This is a genomic window from Breznakia sp. PFB1-19, from assembly GCF_029893935.1.
Classification (GTDB): Bacteria; Bacillota_I; Bacilli_A; order Erysipelotrichales; family Erysipelotrichaceae; genus Breznakia; species Breznakia blatticola.
In genome coordinates this window covers 1-8,015 of the sequence record NZ_JARXXJ010000044.1, presented here as the reverse complement: position 1 = coordinate 8,015, position 8,015 = coordinate 1, and the positions used below count along the sequence as shown (strand labels likewise).

4 protein-coding genes are annotated in these 8,015 nt (G+C 30.0%); all 4 read left to right on the top strand.

Annotated features, from left to right (window positions below; all coding sequences use genetic code 11):
- The coding region (locus M2098_RS11375) for a toprim domain-containing protein (RefSeq protein WP_280684579.1) at positions 1-1,948 on the top strand (1,948 nt) is incomplete at its 5' end.
- The gene (locus tag M2098_RS11370; protein ID WP_280684581.1) at positions 1,948-5,535 is read left to right on the top strand and encodes a hypothetical protein; all 3,588 of its coding nucleotides are present in this window, start codon (positions 1,948-1,950) and stop codon (positions 5,533-5,535) included. The genes M2098_RS11375 and M2098_RS11370, both read left to right, overlap by 1 nt.
- Positions 5,536-5,812: 277 nt before the next feature.
- Positions 5,813-6,445, top strand: a complete 633-nt coding sequence (locus M2098_RS11365) for a redox-sensing transcriptional repressor Rex (protein ID WP_134168323.1) — start codon at positions 5,813-5,815, stop codon at positions 6,443-6,445.
- 2 nt (positions 6,446-6,447) lie between these two features.
- Positions 6,448-7,830: an asparagine--tRNA ligase gene (gene asnS, locus M2098_RS11360; RefSeq protein WP_280684584.1), complete on the top strand. Its 1,383-nt coding sequence runs from the start codon at positions 6,448-6,450 to the stop codon at positions 7,828-7,830.
- Positions 7,831-8,015 lie beyond the last annotated feature (185 nt).

The following is an 8,015-nucleotide window of genomic DNA, read 5'->3' as shown; positions in this document are numbered from 1 at the left end:
ATGCGAGTGTAATCAGCTTGAGCGAAGCGACCCGAATACCCCGTCGGAAAGCCATGGGATGGCTTTCTGGGCTCTGCCCCGGGGTAGTTTATTAGAATTAGAAAAAAATCTAGAAATAATTAGAAAAATACGAAAAGAATTAAATATAGTTGATGTTGCTCATCGGTTGTTAAAAGAACCAAAGCAAATTAAACCAAAAAAAGTAAAATGGAATATTACATATCAATCATTTTATACTGAAAATGATACTGATCCATCACTAAAAATAAGTGAAAAATATCAGGTGTTCCATTGTTATTCTACATCACATCATGGAGATGTTTTTAGTTTGGTAAAAGACTATTTTAAGTATAAAGAAGGAAAAGAAATGTCTATTGAGGATGTTATCGATTACATTTTAAAAGAATTTTCTTCTGAGATAAATTTGGATGATATGAATGTCACCAAAAAAAAGGTTACAAGTACTGTATACTCAGATTCTGAAAGAGAATATATTGCTGTCATAAATGAAATTGTTAAATATTCTAGTTACATTTTAGATTATGACGTGGATGGTAAAAGTGGTCAAGATTTTTTGAATAATCGGAAAATAAGTAAAGAGACTTCGATGACTTTTTCGCTAGGTTTTGTTTCTAATTCAAGTAAATTATTAACATATCTCAAATCAAAAAAACTAAAAAATTTAGATTATGTACTGGAAAAACATCATATTTTCTTTAATGATGAATTCGTATTAAAGAATAGATTATTAATACCAATAAAAGATAAATATGGTGAAAATATATCTTTAATTGGAAGAAAAATAGATGATATAGGTGAAGATGTAAAATATAAGTTTTTGATGTCTTCTGACTCGGAGGGAAGTTTGAGACCTAATGATTTCTTATTTAACTTCGATGGTGCAATTAATGATATTAAGGCTTTAGATAATGTATATATAGTAGAAGGTAGTTTTGATGTATTTCGTCTACGTGAAATTGGAGTACGTAATGTAGTGGCATTGCTTACTAATAATATAACTGATAAGCAAATTAAAGCACTTAAAGAACTTTCCGTTTCCAATATTACTTTCTTTCTTGATGGTGATGAGGGAGGAAGAAACGGCTATAAGAATATTTTTGAGAAAATTGCTAAAATGAAAGATAATAATCAATATCAAAAATCGTTTGAGTACTCATTTAGAAGAATATATTTCTTCGATGATGATGACTACTATTTGAAAAAGAAGGACCCTGATTCACTTTTTATTGATAAAGACATAAGTTCTTTTGAGAAATATAAAGAGAAATTCAAAGATTATAGAACGGATTTAATTAGGCAAAATCTAGAGGAATATGAGAAAAATCAAATTTCAATCTCTAACTTGTTTGATAGCGTTGGGGAATTCATTTTATATTATAGTCCAAATTATATTAAAGAGATTGAAGTTTTAATAAATAACGATGCTGAACAGAAATCTGATGATATGAGAATTTTTAAAGCAATGTTTGTTGAAGATGAAGATGTAGATTCATTATATCTTATGGATAAGTTCTCTTTAGAACAGTTTTATGCAAAAGAAGTAATACATGAGTTAAAAGGTTTCAGATCTAACTATTTGGAATATAGTGTTTTGATGGGTGAAGTATATAGTATTTTTAATCGAAATCTTTCTCAAGAGTATGATATTAATAATTATCAGCAGTTAAATGGCCGAAGAATATACAGTAAGAATATACTCACTGTTGAAGCGTATGAGAAAGAAACTCATAATAAAATGTATTCAGTAGAGCTAGATTATATTAATGGAAGTATGGGTGTATATCAACGAATGTGCTCTGAAAAAAAGGGAAAGGCATTGAGAGATGATAATAACTTTTTGGAGATAAAGTATTTTAAAGATATTAGCAAATCTAATAAAAAAGATGAAGCCATTTCATATATAAAAGAAATCGTAGGAGAAGAATGATGTTAAATGTTGGCGAAAGAATATACAGCAAGAAAAAAATTTATGCTGCATATAGGATGGTTAAAAATAATTGTCAAAATCAAGAGTTACAACTTGAGAAAGAAATTCTATTTTTTGAGAGTGATCTTATGGGCAATATCGATAAAATTAGTAATTGTCTGAAGACTAATAAGTATGATTTTTTTTCTAAATTTGATTTTTTACTTCGAATAAAAAATATATCTGAAGACGACATGAGTGATAAAATCAATTTTGATTACAGACCGATAGTTCGATTTCGATTTTTTGATGAAGTATTAATTCAGTCAGTTTTTAATGTAATAAGTGAAGAATTAAAAAATTGCTTACCAAACGAAAATTTAGGTGTACAGTTAAATGATGGGGAAAGTTATTATTTTTACAAAAATTGGCAATATCAATATAAAAAGTTTGTAAACAAGCAAAAAAGAAATCTTGAATCTGATACCACATTTAACTGTGTATATGAATATGATTTAAAAGATTTTTATCCATCAATTCAACAAGGTAAATTAATTCGAATGTTAAAAGAATTGTTAAAATGCGAAGATGAGTTTGTTAATGAAAGTACTGACGTGTCAAAATTCTCCTTAGAAGGATGGATAGAGACCATAATTGGCTATTTTAAACCAGAAAATATAAGTGAAGAAACAAAGGGATTATTTAAAATCTATTGTAAAAAAAGAGTAATAGATAAAAAAGATTTGGGATTACCACAGGGTCCACTGTTCTCGGCATTTTTATCATCTTTATATACTAAAGACTCATATAAGCAAATTCAGAATAAATTAAAAGAGAAAGGATTTTTGAATTCTGAGATCTTCTCATATGTTGACGATGGACGAATTTTTCTTCGTGAAAACGTTGGTGTTGATGAAATAAAAGAGATTGTTGATTCTGTGTATTCAGAGATTAATGAAGCTGATTATAATAATAAAAAAATATGCACAAACGAATCAAAGTGTTCTCTTTTATATACAGAAGATAAGAGTTGTGCAAGTATATTAAGATATCTATCAAGTGATATTTCTTTAGTAAATGCATCAATTAATGCAAACCAAGAAATAGATGAAGCATTATTCAATGCAATAACTGCAAGACATGAAAACTATGAATTTCAAATACAGAAATTGTTAAATAGCAGTAAACTAGGTATAAACAAAGAAGACGAAGAAAACAAAATAAAAAAAGAGTATTCAACATATTCGAAGAGAAAAGCTTCATTTTTAACGAGAAAAATAGCATATGATAAGAAATTTTATTTGTTAGTTGATCAAATTTTTGATATTGATTGGATTAGTAATGTGGAAAACAAATCCACGAAAAGTTTAAATACAGATATTACTGATATCAATTTTTACTATTGCGTAATGAATTTATTAAAATACTGCCACAATTGTCAAGAAAAATATAGTTACTTATTAACGAGAGTTGTTGAATATCTAAATACATATAAAAAAGCGTGTGAGAACATCAATGTGTTAACTTACTACTATTTATGTTTATTAAAATGTATACAAAGTTTTGACGCAACTGATGAATCAAAGAAATGGTATATTGAAATAAGAGATATATTTGAGCAAAATGATTTAATAAAAAAATATTTAAACTCAAGTGCAAAATTGTCATGGATAAAAATATATTCAGAATGTGAAATGATTTTTGATTATAAAGACACTAATGATTTTGAAGTTGAAGCACTGCAACATTACAACTCTTTTCCTTTGAAGTTACTTGAGTTAAGGGATGATATATTTTTCGCGGAAAGTGTACAATTTAATATAACTGAAGACTCCGAAATAGAACTTAATGGAAATTATTGGATTTCTGAATGTAAAAAGTACTATAAGATTTTGGTATGTCGTGCGAATAAACAAGTCGATATTTCAAAGAAAAATGATTTGGGAAATATGCAAAACCTTAACGATGCATATATATCTAAGATAGATAATCTAAAGATAATTAATACTTTATTGGCATTTTGGGAAAGTGAGTTAGAAAATAATGATTTAGTTAATCCTTCTTTTATTAATTTCGATAATGTCTTTTTTAAAAAGGATGAAAAGAATAATGATAAGGATACAGAGTTGATTATATTCAATGTATATCCAAGTGAGTATAATGAATTAGAAATAAAAATTGAATCAAGTGAGTACAAGAAGTTGTTTACATCTTTTTTCATGGAACTCTTCAAATTAGATGACACAATTTTGATAAAGCGAAATGGAACACCGCTTGAATTTTGGGAATATAGAATTATGGCGTATCTAAACTATAGAAGTTTTGATTTGAATGCTTTTTTTAATATGGTAAGTGAAATGCTTGATGAATGTGATTATTTTTGTGGTGAGGTAGACTTTAATTATGATAAAGTTAGAAAGTTGATTGACTTAGAACTAGGTTCAAGCAATGATAAGGATATTATTTTACAACTTCACTATTACCTCGAAAACATTTGGAAAAATGGATCTAAGGATTTAACATTTTTCACTTTACATAATCAAGAGCATTCTTTGGAATTAGTTCAAAACTATTCGCTTATGAATGAAAAGTTATTAGGTTATTTAAACTTGAATAAAGATGAGAAATTTATACTTTTTGCTGCATGCTATCTACATGATGTTGGGATGTTGAATGGAGTTACAAGCAATGAAAAAGTTGATCAAAATAATGGAGTTATTGCAACATTATATGGAAAAATTAATGAAATGCTTTCCAAAATGCAAGACAAAAACTCAAACAAGAAGTTTGAAGGATTCTTATATGATATTTATTCAATAACGGATCTAGTTAGCAGTACCTTGGAAGGGAAGGTACGAAATGATCATCCAAAAACAAGTAAAAAAATGATTGAAAAAAATGATTTTCTTCCATTAAGTGGACATGAGAGAAGTTTAATAGCAAGAGTTTCTGAAAATCATGCATACAAAGCTTCAAAAATATTTGGACAAGAAGATTATCATGTTTTTAGAGGACGAAGAATCGATGTAAGAAAAATATCGTTTTGGTTAAGGTTACTCGACTTATCTGATATAACGAAAAAACGTGTTAGTCATGAGGTGTTCGCACAGTATTTTGATCGACTGGGCCCAATTTCTACTTTTCATTGGATTAAGCATTTTTGTGTAAATGATATAGAATTCAGTGTTTCTCAAGATAAAATGGGAGAAAAGGGAGAAGAAAACACGCACTTCAAAATTAGTGTGATATTTAATTATTTACCTGCTAAAGATACGGTCTTTTATGATAAGAGCAATTGCTATATATTTATAAAAGATAATGAAGAAGCACCGTATTATAGAGAAAAAGAGAAATGTAGTGATGAGAATAAATGTCCGAAGTGCAATTTAAGATGTTTATTTCTGAACGAATTTAAGTACTTTGATGAGGAAGTTGTTTTCTTGAACAAGTATTTAGAAAAAAATGATATTAATTTAGATTTTAGCCTTGAATATGTATATGACAAAAATAAAAACAGTATAGTAAACTCAAAAAGTTTTTCCCACAGAAAAATGGGAAGAAAAACAGTTGATGATTATATTAAGCAATATTTTGATGAAGTTATATAAGAATAGAGTAGGTGATTCTTGAACGTATTACTAACTCGTGAACAAACTCACAAAATTGACAAGTTACCCATTCAAGTGTAGGATTTATACAGGTTAACAGAGAGGGTTAATCATACGATAACAAGAGGCGTTTATTCGCCTTTTGTTGTATTTGTAGATATGTGAAAAGAAGTGCATAAATACATATCATTTTATATGTTCATTAGAATCACTTGTGACGAAAATTAATTATTTCACAAGTAGCACTTATGTGTTACAATACACATGGGTGATAAACATGGAAAGTAGAAAAGTACCTAAGGCAACCTTACAAAGATATCCGGTATATCTTAAAGCGCTTAGACGATTGAAGAAATATGGAAATGAGAGAATCATGTCTAAAGATTTAAGTGCTTTAACAGGAATTGAGTCAACGACGATTCGTCGTGATTTTTCTTTATTGGGGAATTTAGGAAAGCAAGGGTATGGGTATGATATTGATACCTTAATCGAAATATTTAATGAACAATTAGGTGTGGATTTTGATGAGAAGATTATTTTAGTAGGAGCAGGGAACTTAGGACGCGCATTACTAAAATACAACAATTGGGACCACGTTGTTGGAGAGATTGCGGTTGCATTTGATAGCAATCCAGATCGACAAGGAACACGTTTTGGTGTACCTGTTTATCCAATCGATGAATTGGAAAAAGAAATGCCAGAAGGATGTCGTATTGCAATTCTTGCCATTAGTGATAATGTGCAACAAACTGTGGACCGACTTATAGCAAACGGTATTCGTGGAATCGTTGATTTCACGCATAAATATATACAAGTTCCAGACTACGTATCCGTAAAAGTAGTCGATGTTGTAAGTAGTATACAAGAACTTGTATTTGAAACAAACGCGAAAGATAAAAAAGGAGAGTAACGATGTTTGAATTTATTACCATTAGAGAACTCTATGAGATGATGCTAACAGGCTCAACCATGGAAATCGATTCATTAGAGTATGTAGAATTAGAAGGATGGATCCGTACCAACCGTGATAATGGAAAAGTAGGATTTATTGAGATGAATGATGGTAGTTACTTCCGAAATTGTCAGTTAGTATACAAAGGTGACATCAAAGGATATGATGCCATTACAAAATATGGTACAGGTAGTGCCATTCGTGTTATGGGAAAACTGAAAGCAACACCAGAAGGTAAACAACCATTTGAAGTAGAAGTAAAAGAAATGGAATTACTAGGTGCTTGTGATCCAAGTTATCCATTACAAAAGAAGCGTCATTCATTTGAATATATGCGTGAAATTGCGCATTTACGTCCTAGAGCAAATACGTTCTATGCAATTTTCCGTCTACGTAGTGTCTTAAGTATGGCAATTCACGAATTCTTCCAAAACCAAGGATTCGTATATGTACATACACCAATCATTACGGGTAATGATGGAGAAGGTGCAGGAGAAATGTTTACTGCAACTACTAGAGATGATGCAAACTATGAAGAAGACTTCTTTGGTAAAGAAGCATTCTTAACTGTAACTGGACAATTACACGTAGAAGCATTTGCTATGGCTTTTAGAGATGTGTATACATTTGGACCTGCATTTAGAGCAGAAAATTCAAACACATCAAGACATGCAAGTGAGTTCTGGATGATTGAACCAGAAATCGCATTTGCAGATTTAGATGATGACATGGATTTAATTGAAGATATGATTAAATTCTGTATTGACTATGTATTAGAAAATGCACCAGAAGAAATGAACTTCTTTAACACGATGATTGATAAAGATGCAATCAACCGTATTACCAAAGTACGTGATTCTCAGTTCAAACGTATGACATATACAGAAGCTGTTGAAATATTAGAAAAAGCAGATGTTAAATTTGACAACAAAGTATTCTGGGGGATGGACTTAAACAGTGAACACGAACGTTACATTTGTGAGCAAGTTGTAGATGGTCCTGTATTCTTAACAGATTATCCAAAAGATATCAAAGCATTCTATATGCGTGTCAACGATGACAACAAAACAGTTGCTGCGTGTGATTTATTAGTACCAGGAGTTGGAGAACTTGTTGGTGGGTCACAACGTGAAGAGCGTTATGACGTATTAGAAGCGCGTATGAAAGAAATGAACATGGAAACTGAACACTTACAATGGTACATGGATTTACGCCGCTACGGTGGTTGTAAACACGCAGGATTTGGTTTAGGATTTGATCGTATGTTAATGTACTTAACAGGTATGCAAAACATTCGTGATGTTGAACCATTCCCACGGACACCTAAAAACTTAAAATTTTAGTACAAACATCCCTTGTTATCAGATTGTCTGATGATAAGGGGTTTTTTAAAAGAGAAAAGTAATGAATATTTTAAAAAGTCATATGTAGGACAATGTCATTAAGTTAAGGATTGCACTAAACGTATAACCAGTTGAATAAAAATGGTTATACGTTTTCTTTTTCAGATATTCATAACGTTGTTGTG

Bases quoted from the DNA above. Each gene is read 5' to 3' on its own strand.
- M2098_RS11365 (WP_134168323.1), top strand. From the start codon at position 5,813: ATGGAAAGTAGAAAAGTACCTAAGGCAACCTTACAAAGATATCCGGTA.
- M2098_RS11370 (WP_280684581.1), top strand. From the start codon at position 1,948: ATGTTAAATGTTGGCGAAAGAATATACAGCAAGAAAAAAATTTATGCT.
- asnS (WP_280684584.1), top strand. From the start codon at position 6,448: ATGTTTGAATTTATTACCATTAGAGAACTCTATGAGATGATGCTAACA.